The sequence below is a fragment of the Xanthomonas translucens pv. undulosa genome (assembly GCF_017301775.1).
Taxonomy (GTDB): domain Bacteria; phylum Pseudomonadota; class Gammaproteobacteria; order Xanthomonadales; family Xanthomonadaceae; genus Xanthomonas_A; species Xanthomonas_A translucens.
Window position 1 is genome coordinate 2,992,463 of sequence record NZ_CP063993.1, and the last position, 21,215, is coordinate 3,013,677.

Annotated in this window: 22 protein-coding genes; 17 read left to right on the forward strand and 5 right to left on the reverse strand. The window is 67.3% G+C overall.

What is annotated here, in order from left to right; translation table 11 throughout:
- Positions 1–37: 37 nt before the first annotated feature.
- Positions 38–520 carry a YajQ family cyclic di-GMP-binding protein gene (locus ISN38_RS12685; RefSeq protein WP_003476107.1) on the reverse strand — a complete coding sequence of 161 codons (483 nt, stop codon included), beginning with the start codon at positions 518–520 and terminating at the stop codon, positions 38–40.
- Positions 521–628: 108 nt separating this feature from the next.
- On the opposite strand from ISN38_RS12685, the gene ISN38_RS12690 reads away from it, so the two are divergent.
- The 4 genes from ISN38_RS12690 (at position 629) to ISN38_RS12705 (ending at position 4,334) form a co-directional block, all read left to right on the forward strand.
- Positions 629–1,525 carry a DMT family transporter gene (locus ISN38_RS12690; RefSeq protein ID WP_004425455.1) on the forward strand — a complete coding sequence of 299 codons (897 nt, stop codon included), beginning with the start codon at positions 629–631 and terminating at the stop codon, positions 1,523–1,525.
- Between the two features lie 107 nt (positions 1,526–1,632).
- Positions 1,633–2,640, forward strand: coding sequence for a methionine ABC transporter ATP-binding protein (locus ISN38_RS12695; protein WP_004425452.1), 1,008 nt, complete (start codon positions 1,633–1,635; stop codon positions 2,638–2,640).
- Entirely contained in the window at positions 2,637–3,332 is a 696-nt protein-coding gene (locus ISN38_RS12700; RefSeq protein WP_003476103.1) for a methionine ABC transporter permease, read from the forward strand. Before ISN38_RS12695 ends, ISN38_RS12700 begins: the two co-directional genes overlap by 4 nt.
- A gap of 195 nt (positions 3,333–3,527) precedes the next feature.
- Positions 3,528–4,334: a MetQ/NlpA family ABC transporter substrate-binding protein gene (locus ISN38_RS12705; RefSeq protein ID WP_004425450.1), complete on the forward strand. Its 807-nt coding sequence runs from the start codon at positions 3,528–3,530 to the stop codon at positions 4,332–4,334.
- A gap of 34 nt (positions 4,335–4,368) precedes the next feature.
- On the opposite strand, the gene xopAK is transcribed toward ISN38_RS12705, so the two are convergent.
- Together xopAK and ISN38_RS12715 are read right to left on the reverse strand one after the other, a co-directional pair.
- Positions 4,369–5,154: a XopAK family type III secretion system effector gene (xopAK, locus tag ISN38_RS20390; protein WP_230811795.1), complete on the reverse strand. Its 786-nt coding sequence runs from the start codon at positions 5,152–5,154 to the stop codon at positions 4,369–4,371.
- Between the two features lie 149 nt (positions 5,155–5,303).
- Positions 5,304–5,936, reverse strand: a complete 633-nt coding sequence (locus tag ISN38_RS12715; protein ID WP_003476100.1) for an OmpW/AlkL family protein — start codon at positions 5,934–5,936, stop codon at positions 5,304–5,306.
- 188 nt (positions 5,937–6,124) lie between these two features.
- On the opposite strand from ISN38_RS12715, the gene ISN38_RS12720 reads away from it, so the two are divergent.
- Complete coding sequence (locus ISN38_RS12720) at positions 6,125–6,667, forward strand: DNA-deoxyinosine glycosylase (RefSeq protein WP_153476886.1); 543 nt, start codon at positions 6,125–6,127, stop codon at positions 6,665–6,667.
- On the opposite strand, the gene ISN38_RS12725 is transcribed toward ISN38_RS12720, so the two are convergent.
- The gene (locus tag ISN38_RS12725; RefSeq protein WP_047325335.1) at positions 6,668–7,426 is read right to left on the reverse strand and encodes a hypothetical protein; all 759 of its coding nucleotides are present in this window, start codon (positions 7,424–7,426) and stop codon (positions 6,668–6,670) included.
- A 244-nt stretch (positions 7,427–7,670) separates the two neighbouring features.
- Between ISN38_RS12725 and ISN38_RS12730 the strand changes: the two genes are divergently transcribed.
- A complete protein-coding gene (locus ISN38_RS12730; RefSeq protein WP_004425445.1) occupies positions 7,671–9,431 on the forward strand; it encodes a dihydrolipoyllysine-residue acetyltransferase in 1,761 nt (586 codons plus the stop codon).
- Between the two features lie 131 nt (positions 9,432–9,562).
- Positions 9,563–11,380, forward strand: coding sequence for a dihydrolipoyl dehydrogenase (lpdA, locus tag ISN38_RS12735; protein ID WP_058358406.1), 1,818 nt, complete (start codon positions 9,563–9,565; stop codon positions 11,378–11,380).
- A 148-nt stretch (positions 11,381–11,528) separates the two neighbouring features.
- Here lpdA and ISN38_RS12740 read toward each other — a convergent pair whose 3' ends face one another.
- Positions 11,529–12,356 (reverse strand): porin family protein, encoded by an 828-nt coding sequence (locus tag ISN38_RS12740; protein ID WP_004425443.1) that lies wholly within the window; start codon positions 12,354–12,356, stop codon positions 11,529–11,531.
- Positions 12,357–12,789: 433 nt separating this feature from the next.
- Here ISN38_RS12740 and ISN38_RS12745 point away from each other — a divergent pair, with 433 nt between their 5' ends.
- The 10 genes from ISN38_RS12745 to ISN38_RS12790 all read left to right on the forward strand — a co-directional run bounded on the left by ISN38_RS12745 (position 12,790) and on the right by ISN38_RS12790 (position 21,182).
- Complete coding sequence (locus ISN38_RS12745) at positions 12,790–13,155, forward strand: ATP synthase subunit I (protein ID WP_003476081.1); 366 nt, start codon at positions 12,790–12,792, stop codon at positions 13,153–13,155.
- 27 nt (positions 13,156–13,182) lie between these two features.
- Positions 13,183–13,977 carry a F0F1 ATP synthase subunit A gene (gene atpB / locus ISN38_RS12750; protein WP_003476080.1) on the forward strand — a complete coding sequence of 265 codons (795 nt, stop codon included), beginning with the start codon at positions 13,183–13,185 and terminating at the stop codon, positions 13,975–13,977.
- Positions 13,978–14,055: 78 nt separating this feature from the next.
- The gene (gene atpE, locus ISN38_RS12755) at positions 14,056–14,355 is read left to right on the forward strand and encodes a F0F1 ATP synthase subunit C (RefSeq protein WP_003476079.1); all 300 of its coding nucleotides are present in this window, start codon (positions 14,056–14,058) and stop codon (positions 14,353–14,355) included.
- 117 nt (positions 14,356–14,472) lie between these two features.
- Positions 14,473–14,943 (forward strand): F0F1 ATP synthase subunit B, encoded by a 471-nt coding sequence (locus ISN38_RS12760; protein ID WP_004425439.1) that lies wholly within the window; start codon positions 14,473–14,475, stop codon positions 14,941–14,943.
- Between the two features lies 1 nt (position 14,944).
- The gene (locus ISN38_RS12765; protein ID WP_004425437.1) at positions 14,945–15,472 is read left to right on the forward strand and encodes a F0F1 ATP synthase subunit delta; all 528 of its coding nucleotides are present in this window, start codon (positions 14,945–14,947) and stop codon (positions 15,470–15,472) included.
- A 147-nt stretch (positions 15,473–15,619) separates the two neighbouring features.
- On the forward strand, positions 15,620–17,167 hold the full coding sequence (atpA, locus tag ISN38_RS12770) for a F0F1 ATP synthase subunit alpha (RefSeq protein WP_004425436.1): 1,548 nt from the start codon (positions 15,620–15,622) through the stop codon (positions 17,165–17,167).
- A gap of 147 nt (positions 17,168–17,314) precedes the next feature.
- On the forward strand, positions 17,315–18,178 hold the full coding sequence (gene atpG, locus ISN38_RS12775) for a F0F1 ATP synthase subunit gamma (RefSeq protein WP_003476073.1): 864 nt from the start codon (positions 17,315–17,317) through the stop codon (positions 18,176–18,178).
- A gap of 140 nt (positions 18,179–18,318) precedes the next feature.
- Positions 18,319–19,725, forward strand: coding sequence for a F0F1 ATP synthase subunit beta (gene atpD / locus ISN38_RS12780; RefSeq protein ID WP_004425432.1), 1,407 nt, complete (start codon positions 18,319–18,321; stop codon positions 19,723–19,725).
- A 170-nt stretch (positions 19,726–19,895) separates the two neighbouring features.
- Entirely contained in the window at positions 19,896–20,318 is a 423-nt protein-coding gene (locus tag ISN38_RS12785; protein ID WP_003476070.1) for a F0F1 ATP synthase subunit epsilon, read from the forward strand.
- 291 nt (positions 20,319–20,609) lie between these two features.
- Complete coding sequence (locus ISN38_RS12790) at positions 20,610–21,182, forward strand: chorismate mutase (protein ID WP_004425429.1); 573 nt, start codon at positions 20,610–20,612, stop codon at positions 21,180–21,182.
- Positions 21,183–21,215: the final 33 nt, after the last annotated feature.

Genomic DNA, 21,215 nt, shown 5'->3' on the forward strand with positions numbered 1-21,215 from the left:
GGGCGAAGCGGACGGCGGGCGTGCCGCCGCGCGCGGCTCAGTCGCGGAAATTCTCGAACTGCAGCGGCAGCTCGAAATCGCTCTTCTTCAGCAGCGCCATCACGTCCTGCAGGTCGTCGCGCTTCTTGCCGCTGATGCGCAGCTTGTCGCCGTTGATCTGCGCTTCCACCTTGAGCTTGGCGTCCTTGATCGCGGCGACGATCTTCTTGGCCAGCTTCTGCTCGATGCCCTGCTTGACCGTGACCTTCTGCCGCGCGCCGGCCAGGTTGGTCTCCACGTCGCCGAATTCCAGACAGCGCACGTCGATGCCGCGCGCGATCAGCCGCGCGCGCAGGATGTCGGTCATCTGCTTGACCTGGAAGTCGCTCGGCGCGGCCTGGTTGATGACCTGGTCGTCGAGTTCGAAGCTGGCCTCCACGCCCTTGAAGTCGAAGCGGGTCGACAGCTCGCGGTTCGCCTGGTCGATGGCATTGGTCAGTTCGTGCTTGTCGATTTCGGAGACGACATCGAAGGAAGGCATGGCAGTTCCTCGGGAAAAGACCGCCTATCCTACCGATCTCGCCGCAGCGCCGCTGCCGGCGCGTTCGCGCCGCTGCGCGCTGCCGCCGATCGCGGCGATAATCCGCGCATGCCCAGCTCCCGTTCCAACGCCGCGGCCGCTGCCTGGATGATCGCGGCGGTCGCCTGCTTCGCGCTGATGGATGCGACGATGAAGCTGCTGACCGCGCACTATCCGGCGCTGCAGGTGGCCACGCTGCGCGGCGGCGCCTCGCTGCCGTTCGTGCTGCTGTGGGTGCTGGCCACCGCCGGCCCGCGGTCGATCCTGCCGGTGCGCTGGGGCCTGCACCTGCTGCGCGGCGTGCTCGGCATCGCGATGATCGGCTGCTTCGCCTGGGCGCTGCGCAGCCTGCCGCTGTCCACCGCCTACACGATCTACTTCGTCGCGCCGCTGCTGGTGACGGCGTTGTCGGTGCCGCTGCTGGGCGAGCAGGTCGGCCCGCGGCGCTGGGCCGCGATCGGCATCGGCCTGGTCGGCGTGCTGGTGGTGCTGCGCCCCGGCGTGGGCGGCTTCGTGTCGTTGCCGGGGGTGATGGTGCTGCTGGCGGCCACCGCCTATGCGCTCGCGGTGGTGCTGGTCAGCCTGCTGGCGCGTACCGAGACGCCGCAGTCGCTGGTGGTCTGGTTCCTGCTGATCATGGCGCTGGGCGCCGGTGCGCTGGCGTGGCCGGCCTGGCTCCCGCTGCGCCTGGCCGATGCTGGCTGGATCGCCACGCTCGGCCTGGCCGGCGCGCTGGCGCAGGTGGCCTTGACCCAGGCGTTCCGCCGCGGCGACGCCTCGCTGATCGCGCCGTTGGAGTACAGCGGCCTGATCTGGGTGATCCCGTGGGACTGGCTGCTGTGGCGCAAGCTGCCCGACGCCTGGACCTGGCTGGGCGCAGCGATCATCGTCGCCAGCGGGCTGTACCTGCTGCACCGCGAGCGGGTCCACGCCACGGTGCGCCCGCCGCCGCTGGCGCATCCCTAGCGGGTGCCGGCGGCGCTCCAGGCGCACGCGTTAGAATCGAATGGAATAACGCCTGCAGGCCTGGCCTGCTAGGCTTTGCGCCCCCTTCCGCTGCCGGTCCCCGCGCGTTGATCCAGTTCGAGCACCTGCACAAGTCCTACTCCGTCGCCGGCCAAGCGGTCGTGGCCTTGCATCCGCTCGACCTGGAGATCCGCGCCGGCGAGGTGTTCGGCATCATCGGCCATTCCGGCGCCGGCAAGTCCACGCTGATCCGCCTGATCAACCGGCTCGAGGAACCCAGCGGCGGGCGCTTGCTGATCGACGGCGAGGACGTCACCGCGCTGGACCGTGCCGGGCTGCGCACGCTGCGCCGGCGCATCGGCATGATCTTCCAGCACTTCAATCTGCTGTCCTCGCGTAGCGTGGCCGGCAATGTCGCCTTCCCGCTGGAACTGGCCGGCACCCAGCGCGCGCAGATCGAGGCGCGGGTGGCCGAGCTGCTGGCCCGGGTCGGCCTGGCCGAGCACGCCAACAAGTATCCGGCGCAGCTGTCGGGTGGGCAGAAGCAGCGCGTCGGCATCGCGCGCGCGCTGGCCACCGGGCCGCAGATCCTGCTGTGCGACGAGGCCACCAGTGCGCTGGATCCGCAGACCACCGCCTCGGTGCTGCGCCTGCTGGCGCAGATCAATCGCGAGCTGGGCCTGACCATCGTGCTGATCACCCACGAGATGGACGTGATCCGCCGCGTCTGCGACCGCGTGGCGGTGCTCGATGCCGGGCATCTGGTCGAGAGCGGGCCGGTCACCGAGGTGTTCCTGCACCCGCGCCATCCAACCACGCGCCGCTTCGTGTCCGAGGCCGAACATGTGGAGGAAGGCGAACTGCATCGCGACTTCGCCGCGGTGGCCGGGCGCATCCTGCGCCTGACCTTCCTCGGCGGCGACACCTACGCCCCGCTGCTCGGGCGCATCGCGCGCGAGACCGCGGTGGACTACAACATCCTGTCCGGGCGCATCGACCGGATCAAGGACACCCCCTACGGCCAGCTGACCGTGGCCCTGGTCGGCGGCGATCTGGACGCGGCGCAGGCCGGGTTCGTCGCCGCCGGCGTGCATGTCGAGGAGCTGCGCCGATGATCCCGTTCGCCACCGCCGCCAGCGGCTTCTTCCGCAATCTCGACGCCGGCAAATGGGCCGAGATCGGCAACGCCACGCTGGACACGCTGCTGATGCTCGGCGGCGCGCTGCCACTGACCCTGCTGATCGGCCTGCCGCTGGGCGTGCTGCTGTTCCTGACCGGGCCGCGTCAGACCCACCAGCGGCCAATGCTGTACGGCGTGCTGGCGCTGGCGATCAACGTGCTGCGCTCGGTGCCCTTCATCATCCTGATGATCGCGATGATTCCGCTGACGCTGTGGGCAATGGGGACTTCGCTGGGCGTGCGCGGCGCGATCCTGCCGCTGGTGGTGGGTGCGGCGCCGTTCTACGCGCGGTTGGTGGAGACCGCGCTGCGCGAAGTGGACCGCGGCGTGGTCGAGGCCAGCCTGGCGATGGGCGCGACCACCTGGCAACTGGTGACGAGGGTGCTGCTGCCCGAAGCGCGGCCGGGGCTGATCGCCGGCGCCACGGTGACCACCATCGCGCTGATCGGCTTCACCGCAATGGGCGGCGCGATCGGCTCCGGCGGCCTCGGCGACCTGGCCTATCGCGACGGCTACCAGCGCTCGCACGCCGACGTGGCCCTGATCACCGTGGTGGTGCTGCTGTTGTTGGTGCAGGGGCTGCAGATGCTCGGCGACCGGCTGGTCGCGCATTACAGCCGGCGCTGAGCGCGCAGTGCCTTGCCTTGCTCTGTGTAGGAGCGGCTTCAGCCGCGACAGGATCTCTCGGTAAGCGGTCGCGGCTGAAGCCGCTCCTACAGAAAAGCCATCCCTGGCCCTTCGCCGCATGCAGCGCCGGGGTCTGCTAGCTTGCCTGCATGGCGGCCTGGCCGCTTTTCTTCCCCACGTTTCGGATTCCTGCCCATGACCAACCTCCCGCTTCGTCTGCTGCTCGGCGCCGCCGTGCTCGCCCTGGCCGCCTGCGGCAAGACCTCCGCGCCCGGCGCCGACAACGCAACGCTCAGCGTCGCCGCCACTGCGGTGCCGCACGCGGAGATCCTGGAGGTGGTCAAGCCGCTGCTGGCCAAGCAGGGCGTGACCCTGCAGGTGCGCGTGTTCAACGATTACGTGCAGCCCAACGACCAGGTGGTGCAGAAGCAGATCGACGTGAACTACTTCCAGACCGAGCCGTACCTGGACGCCTACAACCGCGATCGCAAGAGCGGCCTGGTCACCGTGATCGGCGTGCACATCGAGCCGTTCGGCGCCTATTCGCGCCGCTTCACGGCGCTGGCCGAGCTGCCGCAGGGCGCCGACGTGGTGATTCCCAACGATCCCAGCAACAACAGCCGCGCGCTGATCCTGCTCGACAAGGCCGGGGTCATCAAGCTCAAGGATCCGGTCAATGCGCTGTCCACCCAGCGCGACATCGTCGCCAACCCGAAGCAGCTGAAATTCCGCGAACTGGATTCGGCGATGCTGCCACGGGTGCTGGACCAGGTCGATCTGGCCCTGATCAACACCAACTATGCGCTCGATGCCGGACTCAATCCCACCCGCGACGCGCTGGCGATCGAGAGCAAGGACTCGCCGTACGTGAACTTCCTGGTCGCGCGCGCCGACAACAAGGACGACCCGCGCGTGCAGAAGCTGGCCAAGGCGCTGACCAGCCCCGAGGTCAAGGCCTTCATCGAGCGCAAGTACCAGGGCGCGGTATTGCCGGCGTTCTGAGCGCCGGCAGTCCTGCCTTCGGGCCGGCGTGGCTTCACCAAGCGGCGCGGTAGTAGATTTTGTCCTTCGTCATCACGACGTCGACGGCGTTCGCTTCGCCGTCGCTGTCGCTGATGCTGACGTGAAGCTTGGCGCCGGTGATGTTGAAAGGATTGTGCAGCGCCAGAAGATCTCTCTCCATCTCGAAGCTGCTCAGGTCCTCTTGGTTGGAGATCAGGCCGCCCACCAGGAACATCTCGGGATTGCGCGCGCCTTTTTGCTGCATCCCCTCCCTGATCTCGGAGAGAACCTCGTGTGCATCCGCGACTCCCGAGTAATGCGACAGGCCTAGAATGTCATGGCCGCGACGATTCTTTCCTTTCGCGCAAATGGCAATGCATGACGCCACCCCGAGCGTACCGAGGGAGTCGAATCCATCGAGAGTGGTGTTGATCACAGCGCATTCGTCCATGTCCACATCCATTCTCCTTTCCCGGTCGTCCGGGACATCGTCTGCGGACTGGACTTCTTCGACATGGGATGTCCGGAACAGCGCGGCGTATTGCCTTTCCAGCGCGCGGAATGGCTCGATCTGCTCCTGAGTAAAGCCGTTTGGCACGGGAGAGGAGCCGCGCGGACCACGTCCGGAATCGCCTGTGCCGGCCGCAAGACGCCTGGCGATGCTTTGTCGCGACAGTCCCTCGAAGACGGGTGGGGCCGATGGCGACTCCTGGCCCGGATCGGCGGCATTGGCCGAAGACGGCTCGCCGGGATCGTAAGAGGTGTGGATGAACCGGCGGGCGGGGATGGAAGGGGCAGTCGGCATGGGATCAATTTTCATGAAAACTGTGAACGGCGATGTTTCCATTCTCCCTGAATCGGAGGTGCCGCGATGCCGAACCGATGGGCCGAAAAGGCGAAGCAAACGCATCAAATAAAGAAAAACGGGCCCCGAAGGACCCGTTTATCCGAACATGGCGATTGGATCGGTTAGAAACGCGCGCCGACGCCAAAGCTGACCAGCCACGGATCCAGCTTCAGGTCCTGGCCCGTGCCGCTGCCGGCAACCTGCACTTCCGGACGCGAATGCATGTAGCGGGCATCGGCGCGGGCGAACCAGGTCGAATTGATGTTCATGTCCACGCCGACGGTGCCGATCGCACCCTTGGCGGTGTCCAGGCCGACGTGCTGGCCGCTGGCCGACAGGCCGTCGATCTTCTCGTTGCTGAAGTTGGACTCGTAGTAGCCGACGCCGACGAACGGACGGAACACGTTGTCCGCCTGGCCGAAGTGGTACTGGCCGCTCAGCGCCAGCGGCTGCTGCTCGACGGTACCGACCTTGCCCACGCCGCTGGCCGTGACCCGATGGTTGAACTTGTCGGCGGCGCCCCACAGCTCGACGGCCCAGTTGTCGTTGATCAGCCAGCTGGCGCTGATGGTCGGCGCCGGGCCGCCATCGACGTTGAGGCCGTTGGCCGGCTTGGAATGGGGGTCGAGCAGGGTCGCGCTGCCGACGACGGCAAAGCGCTTGCCGGATGCGGTGTCGGCATCCTGCGCAAACGCGGCGGGCGCGAACGCAAGGGCGGAAACGACAGCCAGGCTCAGGATTTGAATGGACCGCATGGGAATCTCCTCAATCTTTTTTTTGTGGGGCCACAGGAGTGGGCGCGCACACCGTATCGATGAGAAGATGAATCGACGCCGACCCTGGCCGCGCGAAGGCGGGCATTGTTCAGGCACGGGCCGCCAAGGCTTGAAATAACGAGGTTTTAATACTTGGCGGCATTCACCCACATGCGCGCGATGTGACGATGCAGGACGTATTGCAGGGCTTGCCTGCGCAGATTCGCGACGATTGCCGGGTGCTGATTCTCGGCTCCATGCCCGGTGCGATGTCGTTGCAGCACGCCCGCTATTACGCGCATCCGCGCAATCGCCTGTGGCCGTTGCTGGGCGCGCTGTGCGGCTTCGATCCGCAACTGGACTACGACGCGCGCTTGCAGGCGATGCAGGCCTGCGGCGTGGGCCTGTGGGACGTGATCGGCCAGTGCCGTCGCCGCGGCAGCCTGGACACGGCGATCGTGCGCGGCAGCGAAGTGCCCAATCCCTTGCCCGCGCGCATCGCGCAATTGCCGCAGTTGCGCGCGATCGCCTGCAACGGCGCGGCGGCGGCGCAGGCGTTCGCGCGCTTCGTGCAGCCGCAGCTGGCGCCGCGCGAAGCGCCGCTGGCGGTGTTGGCGCTGCCCTCGACCAGTCCGGCCAACGCCGCGTTTTCGCTGCCGCGCTTGCAGCAGGCGTGGGCGCCGCTGCAGGCCTGGCGCATGCCGCTGTCGGCAGCGCCGGTGCCGCGCTGATCAGCGGTGCGCGCGCAGCCCCGGCGCGCGCAGCCGCAGCCACAGCGTCTGCACCAGCAGCACCGCGGCCAGCACCAGCGCCACCCAGGCGGCGCTGCGCGCACCGTCCAGGTCGCTGCCGGCCTGCTTGACGTAGACCGCGGCCAGCGCCCACAGCGCCGCGGCGACATAGGCCAGGTTGCCGCGCATCGCCCGGTTCAGGCCGAGCAGCAGCGCCGCGGCCAGCGCGAACAGCACCAGGCTCCACGGCAGCATGTGCTCGGTGGACAGCCAGCGGTAGGCGACGATCACCTGCGCGGTGTCGAGGAAGGCGGCCAGCGACAGCCAGCCGGCATGCAGCGACAGCGGCAGCCAGGCCCACAGCGTCTGCCACGGCTCGGCGCGCCGATCGCGCGACAGGCGCAGCGCGGCCAGCGCCAGGCACGCCAGCGCCGCCCAGATCACCGCCAGCGCCAGCAGGAAATGCTGCTGCGAGAACACCGGCATCCACAGTGCGGTGAGGCCGAAGCCCAGCGCCGCCGGCAGCCGCACCCGCTTCAGCGCGCTGTCGCGCCGGCGCCGCGGCGACAGCTGCCACGCAGCGAAGGCCAGGTCGAGCAGGAAGATCGGCCCCCAGATCGCGAAGGCGTAGCCGGCGGCGACAATCAGCGTCGGGTAGCGGTCGGAGATCGCGCCGTTGCTCGGGCCGAACGCGCCGCGCTGCGCAAACCAGGCGACCAGCGGCATCGCTAACGACATCAACAGCACGAATGCGCGCATGGCCACACTCCGATCAAGGTGCGGCGCATGCTAGGCGCCCGTCCGTGAAGGCTGTGCGCCGCCCGAGGCCGCGATGACCCCGGGACAATGCGCAGGCGTACAGTCCGCCGCGCACGCCGCATACAGGCGCTTCTCGGCGCCGTTGCGCGTCCGCCGTGGGTTTTTTGCCAAGCAAAGGTTGGCGCTAAGGCTGCGGGCCGCCACAATAGGGGTTTCCCCCTCATTAGTTGCCGGAGTTGCCCGCATGGCCGAAATCAAGGAAGCACTTGTCCCCGATATCGGTGACTACAGCGACGTCCCGGTAATCGAAGTGCTGGTGGCGGTCGGCGACACGGTGAAGAAAGACCAGAGCCTGGTCACCCTGGAGTCGGACAAGGCGACGATGGAAGTGCCGTCGCCGTTCGCCGGCGTGGTCAAGGAGTTGAAGGTCAAGATCGGCGACAGCCTGTCCGAAGGCAAGCTGGTGGCCTTGATCGAAGTGGCCGAGGACGGCGCCAGCGCCGCCGCGCCGGCTCAGGCCAAGGCCGCGCCAGCGCCGACCAGGCAGGAACCGGCCCAGCCGGCGCCGGCCGCGCAGCAGGCGAGCAAGCCGGCGGCGGCCGCGGGCGACGGCGGCATCGTCGAGGCGCGCGTGCCCGATATCGGCGACTACAGCGACGTGCCGGTGATCGAGGTGCTGGTCGCGGTCGGCGACACCGTGGCCAAGGACCAGAGCCTGGTCACCCTGGAATCGGATAAGGCGACGATGGAAGTGCCTTCGTCGGTGGCCGGCGTGGTCAAGGAGTTGAAGGTCAAGGTCGGCGACAGCCTGTCCGAGGGCAAGGTCGTGGCGCTGATCGAAGTGGCCGGCTCCAGCGCCGACGCGCCGGCCGCGGGCGCGATCCAGCCCAGCGCCGAGACCGGCGGCGGGGTGGAGCCGGTGCCGGCCTCGGCCGCGCCGGACAAGCTCGCGCAGCGCGAGATCGCGCAGGTGCAGGGCTCGGCACCGGCCAAGGTGGGCGCGGCCGCGCCGTCGGCCGGCACCCCGAGCAGCCCGCCGGTGGAGTTCAACGCCGACAGCGTGCTGCCGCAGAAAGTGCCATACGCCAGTCCGGCGGTGCGCGTGTTCGCCCGCGAACTGGGCGTGGACCTGTTCCAGGTCAGCGGCACCGAGCACGGCGGGCGCATCACCAAGGACGACGTGCAGCGCTACGTCAAGGCCGCGCTGGCCGGCGGCGTGCCGGCCGCCGCCGCTGGCGGCGCGGCGTCGACCGGCGGCGGCAACGGCCTGAACCTGCTGCCGTGGCCCAAGGTCGATTTCGCCAAGTTCGGCGAGGTCGAGATCAAGCCGCTGTCGCGGATCAAGAAGATCTCCGGCGCCAACCTGGCGCGCAACTGGGCGATGATCCCGCACGTCACCCAGTTCGAGCAGGCCGACATCACCGACCTGGAAGCGCTGCGCGTGGCGCTGAACAAGGAAAATGAAAAGGCCGGCGTCAAGCTGACCATGCTCGCCTTCCTGCTCAAGGCCAGCGCCGCGGCGCTGAAGCAGTTCCCCGACTTCAACGCCTCGCTGGATGCGGCCGGCGAGAACCTGACCCTGAAGAAGTACTTCCACATCGGGTTCGCCGCCGATACCCCGAATGGGCTGGTGGTGCCGGTGATCCGCGACGTGGACAAGAAGGGCGTGGTCGAGCTGGCGCGCGAGAGCGGCGAGCTGGCCAGGAAGGCGCGCGACGGCAAGCTCGGCCCGGCCGAGATGAGCGGCGGCTGCTTCTCGATCAGCTCGCTGGGCGGGATCGGCGGCACCGCGTTCACGCCGATCGTCAACGCGCCGGAAGTGGCGATCCTGGGCGTGTCCAAGGCGGCGATCCAGCCGGTCTGGAACGGCAAGGAATTCGTGCCCAAGCTGCTCCTGCCGCTGTCGCTGAGCTACGACCACCGGGTCATCGACGGCGCCGCGGCGGCACGCTTCACCACCTACCTGAGCCAGGTGCTGGCGGACATGCGCCGCGTGCTGCTGTAAGTCCCACCGCAAAGGCGCCGCGCCCGGCGCGGCCCGTGTTTCCCCCACCTGCGTGCGCCGCGTCCATCGCGGCGCCGCCGTAGAACTGCAATCGCCCGCCGGCGCGCCGGCCGGGCCACAGGAGAAGCTGCATGGCGGTCATTGAGGTCAAGGTCCCGGATATCGGCGACTACAGCGAGGTTCCGGTCATCGAAGTGTTGGTCGCCGTCGGCGACACGGTGAAGAAGGACCAGGGCCTGCTGACCCTGGAGTCGGACAAGGCCACGCTGGAAGTGCCGTCGGCGGCGGCCGGCGTGATCAAGGAACTGAAGGTCAAGCTCGGCGACGTCCTGTCCGAAGGCGCGGTGATCGCGCTGCTGGAGACCGAGGACGCCGGCACCGCGCCGGCCGCCGCGCCGGCCGCCGCGCCTGCCGCGGCCAAGGCCGAGCTGCCGGCCAGCAAGCCGCCGGTGGCGCCGTCGCATCGCGCCCCGGCCGAGCCGCCGGCGCCCAAGCCGGCGCTGGCCAGCGGCAAGCCGGCCGACATCGAATGCAAGATGGTGGTGCTCGGCGCCGGCCCCGGCGGCTACACCGCCGCATTCCGCGCCGCCGACCTGGGCCTGGACACGGTGCTGATCGAGCGCTACCCCAGCCTCGGCGGCGTGTGCCTCAACGTCGGCTGCATCCCGTCCAAGGCGCTGCTGCACGCGGCCGCGGTGATCGACGAGGTTGCCCATGCCGGCGACTTCGGCGTGACCTTCAGCGCGCCCAAGATCGCCCTGGACAAGCTGCGCACCTACAAGGAAAACGTGGTCGGCAAGCTCACCGGCGGCCTGGCCAGCATGGCCAAGCAGCGCAAGGTGCGCACCGTCACCGGCGTGGCCAGCTTCGTGTCGCCGAACGAACTGGAGATCGTCGGCGCCGACGGCAAGACCCGGCTGCTGCGTTTCGAGTTCTGCATCATCGCCGCCGGGTCGCAGGCGGTGAAGCTGCCGAACTTCCCGTGGGACGACAAGCGGGTGATGGACTCCACCGACGCGCTGGAGCTGCAGGAGATCCCCAAGACCCTGCTGGTGGTCGGCGGCGGCATCATCGGCCTTGAAATGGCCACCGTGTACAGCGCGCTGGGCAGCAAGGTCACCGTGGCCGAGTTCATGGACCAACTGATGCCGGGCGCCGACAAGGATCTGGTCAAGCCGCTGGCCGAGCGCCTGAAGAAGCAGGGTGTGGAGATCCATCTGAACACCAAGGCCACCGAGGTCAAGGCCGACAAGAAAGGGATCACCGTGTCCTTCGAAGCCGCGGCCGCGGGCGAGACGCCGGCACTGGGCGCGACCAGCTACGACCGCGTGCTGGTCGCGGTGGGCCGCTCGCCGAACGGCAAGAAGATCGGCGCGGAGAAAGCCGGGGTCAACGTCACCGAGCGCGGCTTCATCCCGGTGGACCGGCAGATGCGCAGCAACGTGCCGCACATCTTCGCCATCGGCGACATCGTCGGTAACCCGATGCTGGCGCACAAGGCCACGCATGAAGGTAAGCTCGCCGCCGAAGTGGCTGCCGGCGAAAAGAAGGAGTGGGTGGCGCGGGTGATCCCGTCGGTGGCCTACACCAACCCGGAAATCGCCTGGGTCGGCGTCACCGAGACCGAGGCCAAGGCCAAGGGCCTGAAGGTTGGCGTGGCCAAGTTCCCGTGGGCGGCCAGTGGCCGCGCCATCGGCATCGGCCGCACCGAGGGCTTCACCAAGCTGATCTTCGATGAGGAAACCCACCGCATCATCGGCGGCGCCATCGTCGGTGTGCATGCGGGCGACCTGCTGGCCGAGATCGGCCTGGCGATCGAGATGGGCGCGGAGGCCGAGGACATCGGCCACACCATCCACGCCCATCCGACCCTGAGCGAGTCGGTCGGCATGGCGGCCGAGGTCTACGACGGCACCATCACCGACCTGTACATCCCGAAGAAGAAGTAGGCGCAGGCCTGTTCGCAGCGCAAAACCCCGGCCCGTGCCGGGGTTTTGCGTTTCTACAGCGCCACAACGACAAAACCCCGCATCGCCGCGGGGTCCTGCATAAAACTTCTTGCGAGTCCCGAGTCCCGAGTCCCGAGTCCCGAAGGAATCAGAACGCGAAGGTCACACCGGCCACCGGACCCTTGAACTCCTGCTTCAGGCCGACGCTGGTCAGCGAGGCGGCATTGGAGTCGGTCTCGCGGTCCACGTCCAGCTTGAACCAGTCGTAGCCGGCGAAGATGCCGAAGTTCCTGGTGAAGCGGTACTCGACGATCGCATTGGCGCGGGTCAGGTCGCCGTCGTACTTGCCGAAATCGCCCCACTTGGTGTTGACGTACTGGCCCTGCGCGCTGAGCAGCCAGTGTTCGTTCGGCTGTGCGGTGAAGCGCACGCCGACCACCGGCGCGGCGCCGTCCTCGCTGTCGTCGATGAAGGTGCCCGAATACAGGTCGCCCAGGTCGGCATAGGCATTGGCCTGGACCTTGGCCCATTCGGCGCCGAGCTGCAGGCCCAGGCTGAACTGCGGCGTGTCGATGACCGAGTAGTCGTACACCAGGCTGGCGACCTGGTACTTCAGCTCGCCCTTGATGAAACTGCCGGCCGGCACGGTGACGCCGTCGTAGCTGAGGTCCTCGCCCAATTCCTCGCGGCGGTTCTTGTCGTACTTGAAGTAGTCGAAGATCAGGCGCTGGCGGGTGCTGATGCGGAACATGCCGTCCACGCGCGGCTCCCATTCCTTGCCGCCGAAGCCGAAGTCCTGCGAGCCGGAGAGCGCGTTGCCGTCGATGGTGGTGTTGCCGCGCAGGGTGTTGTCGTTATCCACGTTCATCGCGCCGAGGCGCAGGGTGAAGCGGTCGTCGCCGTCTTCGGCGTGGGCGGGAAGGGCGTAGGCGGCGGCGAGCGCGCACGGCAACGCCAGGGCAAGCAAGTGTTTCATAGGGAGTGGAGCTCCGTCATCTGGGGATGGATGCGCCGATGGCGAGCGCCACCGCGTGCCGCAACTATCCTTAAAGCCGTGTCCACCATTCGTGAAAGTATGGAGGTGGCATCGGTCACCAAATCACAGGCAAAAAGAAGAGCCCCGGTCGCCCGGGGCTCCATGGGTCCGCGCTGCAAATCGACAAGGATGGACGCAGTCCCTGCATGATCTGACCGGAGGTGAGATGAAAAGTTCCCACGCAAATCCCTGTTGCGATGCATCAATCCAGGCCGCGGTGCGGGTCCGCGACGTGGTATCGTTGGCAGCTTGGCTCGATCGGGGGGCGGCCGCGACCTTTGGCGGTTGTCTCGTAAATTGTCCCATTGCTATAATTCCGCGGCTCGACGGACGCGAAAGCGTCCTCAACTCACCACCAACTGCAGGATTTTCTGTGCTGAACTCCGTTGATGCGGGGCGGCGGCTGATGCTGCGCGCAGCGATTTACCCGCTGCTGGCGGTGGCCGTGGTTTCCCTGGCGTTCCTGCTGCTGGGGCCGAAGTACGCCATGGGCGCTGCCGCAACCGGCCTGGCGACCGTGGTGGGAGGATGGCTGGCGGCACGCACCGCGTTGAGCGGCGGCGTGCAGGCGGCAGGTGCGGCGATGGCGCGGTTGATCGTGGCCATGGTGCTGAAGTGGGTGTTGATATTCGCGGTGCTGGCGCTGGGCTTTGCCTGGTGGCGGTTGCCTCCTCTGGCCCTGTTGACGGGTATCGCCGTCGGGCTGATGTTCCAGGTTCTGGCGTTGGCCAGACGTTGATTGAATCACGATAAGGGCTCAGGACTCATGGCGGGCGAGGAAGCAACCCCTACCTCCTACATCCAGCACCACCTGCAGAACCTCACCTTCCAGGTGCAGGAAGGCGGGTTCTGGCAGGTGCACGTCGATACGCTGGTCATGTCGGTGCTGTCCGGCCTGCTGATGGTGTTCGGCTTCTGGGTCGCCACGCGCAAGGCCACCGCCGGCGTGCCGGGCAAGTGGCAGGCGTTCGTGGAGATCCTGCTGGAGTTCGTCGACCGCCAGGTCAAGGACACCTACCACGGGACCAGCAAGCTGGTGACCCCGATCGCGATCACCCTGTTCTTCTGGATCCTGATGATGAACCTCATCAAGATGGTCCCGGCGGACTTCATCGCCAGGCCGCTCGAAATGGCCGGCGTGCACTATTGGAAGCCGGTACCCACCGCCGACGTCAATGCCACCCTGGGCATGTCGATCAGCGTGTTCTTCCTGATGATCTTCTTCTCGCTGCGCTCCAAGGGCGTGGGTGGGATGACCAAGGAATTCCTGACCGCCCCGTTCGGCAAGTGGATGCTGCCGTTCAACCTGATCCTCAATATCGTCGAGTGGGTGAGCAAGCCGATCTCGCTGGCGATGCGACTGTTCGGCAACATGTTCGGCGGCGAGATCGTGTTCCTGCTGATCTGGGTGCTGGGCGGTGCAGGCATCTTCGGCGCCCTGGCCGGCGGCGCGTTCGGCTTCGGCTGGATGCTGTTCCACCTGCTGGTGATTCCGTTGCAGGCTTTCATCTTCATGATGCTGTCCATCGTGTATCTGAGCCTGGCGGAAGACAGCCACTGACGTTTCTGTTCCACGCGTTTTACGCAATCCTTCGTTCGATTCACCATCCTCAAGCAACTTTAGTTCTCGGAGAAAACCATGTCCTTCGCCGTCCTGACCAACCTCGCCCAAGTCCAGAGCTCCACCGTCCTCGCCGTCGGCATCATGATCGGCCTGGCCGCGCTGGGCGCCGGCCTCGGTCTGGCCATCATGGCCGGCAAGTTCCTGGAGTCGGCCGCGCGCCAGCCGGAACTGATCCCGGTGCTGCAGGTGCGCATGTTCATCACCGCCGGCCTGATCGACGCCGCGTTCATCATCAGCGTCGCGGTCGGCCTGCTGTTCGCGTTCGCCAACCCGATGATCGGCGAGTTCGTGTCGCGCCTGCCGCAGGGCGGCTGATCCAGTAGCACCGGCGGACGGCCGCAGCGATGCGGCAGCCCCGCTGCGGATGAAGGTTCGGACGCGCCCGCCGCGATGGCGGCGCGTCCACCCCGTCACTTTGGCTGAGCGTACCCCATGAATATCGGTCTCACCCTCTTTGCCCAGGCGCTGGCGTTTGCCGGTCTGATCTGGATCGTCGCGACCAAGATCTGGCCGCCGCTGACGAAGGCCATCGAAGAGCGCCAACAGAAGATCGCCGAAGGCCTCGCCGCCGCCGATCGCAGCCAGAAGGACCTGGCGCAGGCGCAGGAAAAGGTCAACGAAGCGCTGAAGGACGCACGCGTCAAGGCCAACGAAATCATCGACCAGGCCCACGCGCGCGCCAACCAGATCGTCGAGGCGGCCAAGCACGAGGCGATCGCCGAGGCCAACCGTCAGAAGGATTTGGCCCAGGCCGAGATCGACGCCGCCGCCAACCGTGCGCGCGAAGAACTGCGTCGCCAGGTGTCGCTGCTGGCGGTGAGCGGTGCGGAAAAGCTGCTCAAGCGCGAAATCGACGCCAACGCCCACAAGGCGCTGCTCGACGCGCTGGCGGCGGAGATCTGAGATGAGCCAGGCCCTCACACTGGCGCGTCCGTATGCCCGCGCCGCGTTCGCCGCGGCCAGCGATGCCGGCAAGCTCGCGCCCTGGTCGCAGGCCCTGGCGTTGTCCGCCCAGGTCGCCGCCGATCCGCGCGTGGCGGCGTTGCTGCACAACCCGCAGCTGCAGCGCGAGCAGGCGGTGGCGCTGCTCGCGCCGCAGGTGGCCGACGAGCAGTACGCGCGCTTCCTGGGCCTGCTGGCCGAAGCGCAGCGGCTGCCGCTGCTGCCCGAGATCGCCGGGCTGTACGATCAACTGCGGGCCGAGGCCGAATCCGTGGTCAAGGCCAACGTGACCTCGGCCACCCAGCTCAGCGACGCGGAAGTGGCCTCGTTGAAGGTGGCGTTGAAGCAGCGCTTCGGCCGCGAGGTCGAGATCACCACGGCGGTGGACGCTTCGCTGATCGGCGGCGCGGTGATCGACGCCGGCGACGTGGTCATCGACGGTTCGCTGAAAGGCAAGCTGTCGCGCCTGCACTCCGCACTGGCCCACTAAGAAGCGGGAATGGCGAATAGAGAAAAGAGAACCCGGCCCGGCGGCGACGCCAGCAGCGATTCCCGATTCCCCATTCCCGATTCTCAAAGAAGCTAACCAAACGTCGCCATCCGCCTTCGCGCGGTGGACGATCCGAAGGAAACCAAGATGGCAACCACGCTCAACCCCTCCGAAATCAGCGAACTGATCAAGAACCGCATCGAGCAGGTCACGCTGGCCGCGGAGTCGCGCAACGAAGGCACGGTCACCAGCGTGTCCGACGGCATCGTGCGCATCTTCGGCCTGGCCGACGTGATGCAGGGCGAGATGATCGAACTGCCGAACGAGACCTACGCCCTGGCGCTGAACCTGGAGCGCGACTCGGTCGGCGCCGTGGTGCTCGGCGACTACGAGAACCTGCGCGAAGGCGACGTGGCCAAGACCACCGGCCGCATCCTGGAAGTGCCGGTGGGCAAGGAACTGCTCGGCCGCGTGGTCAACGCGCTGGGCGAGCCGATCGACGGCAAGGGCCCGCTCGGCACCAGCGCGACCGCGCCGGTGGAGCGCGTGGCGCCGGGCGTGATCTGGCGCAAGTCGGTCGACCAGCCGGTGCAGACCGGCTACAAGTCGGTCGATGCGATGATCCCGATCGGCCGCGGCCAGCGCGAGCTGGTCATCGGCGACCGCCAGACCGGCAAGACCGCGCTGGCGATCGATGCGGTGATCAACCAGAAGAGCACCGGCATCAAGTGCGTGTACGTGGCGATCGGGCAGAAGGCCTCGACCGTGGCCAACATCGTGCGCAAGCTGGAAGAGAACGGCGCGATGGCGCATACCATCGTGGTCGCCGCGACCGCCTCCGAATCGGCGGCGATGCAGTACATCAGCGCCTACGCCGGCTGCACCATGGGCGAGTACTTCATGGACCGCGGCGAAGACGCGCTGATCGTGTACGACGATCTGTCCAAGCAGGCGGTAGCCTACCGCCAGATCTCGCTGCTGCTGAAGCGCCCGCCGGGCCGCGAAGCGTATCCGGGCGACGTGTTCTACCTGCACAGCCGCCTGCTGGAGCGCGCCGCGCGCGTGTCCGAGGACTACGTGGAGAAGTTCACCAACGGCGAAGTGAAGGGCAAGACCGGTTCGCTGACCGCGCTGCCGATCATCGAAACCCAGGCCGGCGACGTGTCCGCGTTCGTGCCGACCAACGTGATCTCGATCACCGACGGCCAGATCTTCCTGGAAACCGACCTGTTCAACGCCGGCATCCGTCCGGCGGTGAACGCGGGCATCTCGGTGTCGCGCGTCGGCGGCGCCGCGCAGACCAAGATCATCAAGAAACTGTCCGGCGGTATCCGCATCTCGCTGGCGCAGTACCGCGAGCTGGCGGCGTTCGCGCAGTTCGCCTCGGACCTGGACGAAGCCACCCGCAAGCAGCTCGAGCGCGGCCAGCGCGTCACCGAGCTGATGAAGCAGAAGCAGTACCTGCCGATGTCCATCGCCAACCAGGCGCTGTCGATCTACGCGGTCAACGAAGGCTTCCTGGACGACGTGCCGGTCAACAAGATCGGCGCGTTCGAGGAAGGCCTGCACGCGCATTTCGCCAACACCGCCGGCGAGCTGATCGCCAAGGTCAACGACAGCGGCGACTGGAACGGCGAGATTGAAGCGGCGTTCAAGAAGGGCATCGGCGAGTTCAAGACGACTGGTAGCTGGTAAGCGCGCCGGGACTCGGGACTCGGGACTCGGGACTCGCGAAAGCGGGTCCCCGGTGCCCGGGGCGCGAGATCCGGAACAGTAAAAACGATTCGTGCGCGGGCTTTTGCGAGTCCCGAGTGCCGAGTCCCGAGTCCCGACGAGAAGAGAATGGCAGGCGGACGCGAAATCAAAACCAAGATCAAGAGCGTGCAGAACACCCGCAAGGTGACGCGCGCGCTCGAGATGGTCTCGGCCTCCAAGATCCGCAAGGCGCAGGATCGGATGAAGACCTCGCGCCCGTACGCGCAGGCGATGAAGCAGGTGATCGGGCATCTGGCGCAGGCCAGCACCGACTACACGCATCCGTTCCTGGTGCAGCGCGACGCTGTCAAGCGTGTCGGCTACATCGTGATCTCCTCCGATCGCGGCCTGGCCGGCGGCCTCAACAACAACCTGTTCCGCAAGATGCTGGGCGAAGTGCGCCAGTGGCAGGACCAGGGCGCCGGCATCGACGTGGTCACCATCGGCCAGAAGGCCTCGGTGTTCTTCCGCCGGCTCAAGGTGGACATGGTCGGCAGCGTCAGCCACCTCGGCGACGTGCCGCAGCTGGAGCAGCTGATCGGCGTGATCAAGGTGATGCTGGATGCGTTCACCGAGGGCAAGGTCGACCGCGTCTACCTGGTCTACAACCGCTTCGTGAACACGATGACGCAGAAGGCCAGCTTCGACCAGCTGCTGCCGCTGCCGGCGGCGGAGAACCAGGTGGCGCACCACGACTGGGACTACCTGTACGAACCCGATGCCGCGAGCGTGCTGGAGCACGTGATGACGCGCTACATCGAGTCGCTGGTGTATCAGGCGGTGCTGGAGAACGTGGCCTCCGAACATGCCGCACGCATGGTCGCGATGAAGGCCGCTAGCGACAACGCCAACAAGCTGATCAGCACCTTGCAGCTCATTTACAACAAGGCGCGGCAGGCGGCGATCACCCAGGAAATTTCCGAGATCGTCGGCGGCGCGGCGGCCGTCTGACGACGGCCGCGGGATTGGGGATTGGGGATTCGCAGAAGCAGCAGGCGCGCTTACGAATTCCCAATCACGACTCCCGAATCACGGATCACTGAAGGGCCGACCCGTTGGCCGATCGAACTAAGTTAACCGGAGCAGCAAACATGAGTCAGGGCAAGATCGTTCAGATCATCGGCGCGGTCGTCGACGTCGAATTCGCGCGTGCCGATGTGCCGAAGATTTACGACGCACTCAAGGTCGAAGGCACGGCCATCACGCTGGAAGTGCAGCAGCAGTTGGGCGACGGCATCGTGCGCACCATTGCGCTCGGTTCCACCGACGGCCTCAAGCGCAACCTGCTGGCGACCAACACCGGCCGTGCGATCTCGGTGCCGGTCGGCCCGGGCACGCTGGGTCGGATCATGGACGTGCTGGGCCGCCCGATCGACGAAGCCGGCGAGGTGCAGGCCACCGACCATTGGGAAATCCACCGCGCCGCGCCGAGCTACGAAGACCAGTCCTCGGCCACCGAGCTGCTGGAAACCGGCATCAAGGTCATCGACCTGATGTGCCCGTTCGCCAAGGGCGGCAAGGTCGGCCTGTTCGGCGGCGCCGGCGTCGGCAAGACCGTCAACATGATGGAACTGATCAACAACATTGCCAAGGCGCACGCGGGTCTGTCCGTGTTCGCCGGCGTGGGCGAGCGTACCCGCGAGGGCAACGACTTCTACCACGAGATGAAGGACTCCAACGTCCTGGACAAGGTCGCGATGGTGTACGGCCAGATGAACGAGCCGCCGGGCAACCGCCTGCGCGTGGCGCTGACCGGCCTGACCATGGCCGAGTACTTCCGCGACGAGAAGGACGAGAACGGCAAGGGCAAGGACGTGCTGCTGTTCGTCGACAACATCTACCGCTACACCCTGGCCGGTACCGAAGTGTCGGCGCTGCTGGGCCGCATGCCGTCGGCGGTGGGCTACCAGCCGACCCTGGCCGAGGAAATGGGCGTGCTGCAGGAGCGCATCACCTCGACCAAGACCGGCTCGATCACCTCGATCCAGGCCGTGTACGTGCCCGCGGACGATTACACCGACCCGTCGCCGGCGACCACCTTCGCCCACCTCGACTCGACCGTGGCGCTGTCGCGCAGCATCGCCTCGCTGGGTATCTACCCGGCGGTGGATCCGCTGGATTCGACCTCGCGCATGATGGATCCGAACGTGATCGGCCACGAGCACTACGACACCGCCCGCCGCGTGCAGATGACCCTGCAGAAGTACAAGGAACTGAAGGACATCATCGCGATCCTGGGCATGGACGAGCTGTCCGAAGAGGACAAGCAGTCGGTGTCGCGCGCGCGCAAGATCGAGCGCTTCTTCAGCCAGCCGTTCCACGTGGCCGAAGTGTTCACCGGTTCGCCGGGCAAGTACGTGTCGCTGAAGGACACCATCCGCGGCTTCAAGGGCATCGTCGAAGGCGAGTACGACCACCTGCCGGAGCAGGCGTTCTATATGGTCGGCAGCATCGAAGAAGCGGTCGAGAAGGCCAAGAAGATGGCCGATAAGGCCTGATCCGGACAGCCGGCCGCGCGGCGGCCGGCCGTCGCGCATCGGCATTCGGCAGCAGAGCATCGTCAAGGCGGGGCGCTGGAATCGAACAAGCGGGAACAGGATGCGGCCGCCGAGCTGCTTCTGAGTCCCGGGTCCCGAGTCCCGAGTCCCGCCGCACCCAGTGAGGCACCATGAGCACCATCCGTTGCGACATCGTCAGCGCCGAGCACGAGATCTACCACGGTGAAGCGACCCTGGTGGTCGCCACCGGCGAGCTGGGCGAGCTGGGCATCGCGCCCAAGCACGCGCCGCTGATCACCCGGCTCAAGCCCGGCAAGGTGGTGGTGACCACCCCCAGCGGCGAACAGCTGGATTTCGCCATTTCCGGCGGCATCCTCGAGGTGCAGCCGCAGGTGGTGACCATCCTGGCCGACACCGCGATCCGCGCGCAGGACATCGACGAGGCGTCGGTGCGCAAGGCCAAGGACGAAGCCGAGCGCATGCTCGCCAACCGCGGCGACGGCATCGACGTGGCCGAGGCGCAGGCCAAGCTGGCGGAAGTCACCGCGCAGCTGCAGGCGCTGGAACGCCTGCGCAAGCACCTCAAGCACTAGCGAAACCGCGCGCCGCCTTGCGGCCGCACGACCGCGACGAAGACGCCGGCGATTGCCGGCGTTTTTCGTTGATGGAATGCGCCGCGTGCGGGCGAGATCGCGTGCGCAGCGGGGTGGGGGGTGCCTGACAGTGACATGGCGCACGGCGCTGGCTTTATCGCCGCTGACTCGCTTGCGCGCTTGCGACGCAAGCGCGGCGTGCTGCAACGCAATCGTCCGCCGGCTCCGGCAAGATGGCGGCCCGATCTGTGCATCCTTCCCCCACGCAGACGCTTCCCCTGGAGACACACGATGACCGCTTACGTTGCTGCCACACTCCCGCGCGCGCTGACCGCGCTGCTGGCCGGCGCCGCCATGATGGGCTGCGCGATACCCGCACGCAGCGCCACCCCGTTCGACCCGCTGCTGGACCATATCGTCGAGCGCAACGCGATCGGCGACCAGGTGGCGCTGAGCAAATGGGACAGCGGCAAGCCGGTGCTGGATGCCACGCGCGAGGCCGCGGTGCTGGCCAACGTACGCGCGCAGGCGCCGGCGCACGGCGTGGACGCGGACGATGCGGCGCGTTTCTTCGGCATGCAGATCGAGTCCAACAAGCTGGTGCAGTACCAGCTGCTGGCGCGCTGGCGGCTGCGCGGCCGCGCCCCGAACCAGCCGCGTCCGGACCTGACCGCGCTGCGCGCGCGCCTGGACCAACTGCAGGGCGAGATGCTGGACGCGCTGCAGGCCAGCGCCGCGGTCCGGCAGGCGCCGGATTGCCCGGCGGCGACCGCGCGTGCGGCCGAGGCCTATGCGCTGCGCTGGCAGCTGGACCAGGTCCATCGCACCGCACTGGTACGCAGCCTGGGCGATTTCTGCCACTGAGCAGGGCGAGCGGGTCGCAGTCGCGCCGATTGC

Bases quoted from the DNA above. Each gene is read 5' to 3' on its own strand.
- atpD (WP_004425432.1), top strand. From the start codon at position 18,319: ATGAGTCAGGGCAAGATCGTTCAGATCATCGGCGCGGTCGTCGACGTC.
- xopAK (WP_230811795.1), bottom strand. From the start codon at position 5,154: ATGAAAATTGATCCCATGCCGACTGCCCCTTCCATCCCCGCCCGCCGG.
- ISN38_RS12720 (WP_153476886.1), top strand. From the start codon at position 6,125: ATGCAGGACGTATTGCAGGGCTTGCCTGCGCAGATTCGCGACGATTGC.
- ISN38_RS12730 (WP_004425445.1), top strand. From the start codon at position 7,671: ATGGCCGAAATCAAGGAAGCACTTGTCCCCGATATCGGTGACTACAGC.
- ISN38_RS12685 (WP_003476107.1), bottom strand. From the start codon at position 520: ATGCCTTCCTTCGATGTCGTCTCCGAAATCGACAAGCACGAACTGACC.
- ISN38_RS12705 (WP_004425450.1), top strand. From the start codon at position 3,528: ATGACCAACCTCCCGCTTCGTCTGCTGCTCGGCGCCGCCGTGCTCGCC.
- atpE (WP_003476079.1), top strand. From the start codon at position 14,056: ATGTCCTTCGCCGTCCTGACCAACCTCGCCCAAGTCCAGAGCTCCACC.
- atpB (WP_003476080.1), top strand. From the start codon at position 13,183: ATGGCGGGCGAGGAAGCAACCCCTACCTCCTACATCCAGCACCACCTG.
- atpG (WP_003476073.1), top strand. From the start codon at position 17,315: ATGGCAGGCGGACGCGAAATCAAAACCAAGATCAAGAGCGTGCAGAAC.
- ISN38_RS12740 (WP_004425443.1), bottom strand. From the start codon at position 12,356: ATGAAACACTTGCTTGCCCTGGCGTTGCCGTGCGCGCTCGCCGCCGCC.
- ISN38_RS12715 (WP_003476100.1), bottom strand. From the start codon at position 5,936: ATGCGGTCCATTCAAATCCTGAGCCTGGCTGTCGTTTCCGCCCTTGCG.
- ISN38_RS12785 (WP_003476070.1), top strand. From the start codon at position 19,896: ATGAGCACCATCCGTTGCGACATCGTCAGCGCCGAGCACGAGATCTAC.
- lpdA (WP_058358406.1), top strand. From the start codon at position 9,563: ATGGCGGTCATTGAGGTCAAGGTCCCGGATATCGGCGACTACAGCGAG.
- atpA (WP_004425436.1), top strand. From the start codon at position 15,620: ATGGCAACCACGCTCAACCCCTCCGAAATCAGCGAACTGATCAAGAAC.
- ISN38_RS12765 (WP_004425437.1), top strand. From the start codon at position 14,945: ATGAGCCAGGCCCTCACACTGGCGCGTCCGTATGCCCGCGCCGCGTTC.
- ISN38_RS12690 (WP_004425455.1), top strand. From the start codon at position 629: ATGCCCAGCTCCCGTTCCAACGCCGCGGCCGCTGCCTGGATGATCGCG.
- ISN38_RS12790 (WP_004425429.1), top strand. From the start codon at position 20,610: ATGACCGCTTACGTTGCTGCCACACTCCCGCGCGCGCTGACCGCGCTG.
- ISN38_RS12725 (WP_047325335.1), bottom strand. From the start codon at position 7,426: ATGCGCGCATTCGTGCTGTTGATGTCGTTAGCGATGCCGCTGGTCGCC.
- ISN38_RS12760 (WP_004425439.1), top strand. From the start codon at position 14,473: ATGAATATCGGTCTCACCCTCTTTGCCCAGGCGCTGGCGTTTGCCGGT.
- ISN38_RS12700 (WP_003476103.1), top strand. From the start codon at position 2,637: ATGATCCCGTTCGCCACCGCCGCCAGCGGCTTCTTCCGCAATCTCGAC.